Annotated in this window: 1 protein-coding gene; it reads right to left on the bottom strand. The window is 59.5% G+C overall.

All coding sequences use genetic code 11. From position 1 onward, the window contains the following. Positions 1-154: 154 nt before the first annotated feature. Positions 155-738, bottom strand: a 584-nt coding sequence (gene araD1 / locus TU76_RS23995) for an AraD1 family protein (protein ID WP_048352646.1), incomplete at its 5' end; no start/stop codon positions are given.

Below are 738 nucleotides of genomic sequence, written 5' to 3'. Positions count from 1 at the left end.
CGCCAGCGTACGGTGGTGGGGCGTGCGGCGGCTACGTCATCAGCCGCCTTGGTGAGCCCTGGCGCAGCGGTTTTACTGTTCATACTCATCTCGCTTTTTTATGTTTTTTATCAAGCGGGCAGGGGATGCGAGCCTGTTATCAGGCCCGCCGTTTTTACAGAGTATTCACCTTTCCGGCCTTCAGTTCCGGGGCCGCGGCTTGCAGGCCATTGATCAGTGGTTCGCCGAACTCGGCCATGCTGATCTCGAAACGATCCCCGGGACGGGTCTGGATATTGTCGGCAACGGACAGCGTGGCGGTGCCGAAAAAATGCACGTGCACGTCACCCGGGCGCAGGAATTGCGCGTATTTGAAGTGATGGTATTCAAGGTTTTCCAGGCTGTGGCACATGTTGTCCTCGCCGCTGAGGAACTCCTTTTCCCAGAGCACATCTTCGCCCCGCAGGATCCGGCTCATGCCGGTCAGGTGGCCAGGCAAGTCCCCCACGCGCAACTCGGGGCCATAGCTGCAATTACGCAGCTTGGAGTGCGCCAGATACAGGTAGTTACGGCGTTCCATGACGTGGTCGGAGAACTCGTTGCCCAAGGCAAACCCGACGCGGTAGGGCTTGCCATCGTCGCCGACCACATACAGCCCGGTCAGCTCTGGTTCTTCGCCGGCATCCTCGGCAAATGCGGGAGTCTGGAAGGCGCTGCCCGGACGCACAACAATCGAACCGTCGCCCTTGTAGAACCATT

Origin of the sequence: Pseudomonas psychrophila (genome assembly GCF_001043005.1) — a bacterium.
Taxonomy (GTDB): Bacteria; Pseudomonadota; Gammaproteobacteria; order Pseudomonadales; family Pseudomonadaceae; genus Aquipseudomonas; species Aquipseudomonas psychrophila.
The sequence above is the reverse complement of the archived record's forward strand: the minus strand, read 5'-3'. Positions and strand labels throughout refer to the sequence as shown.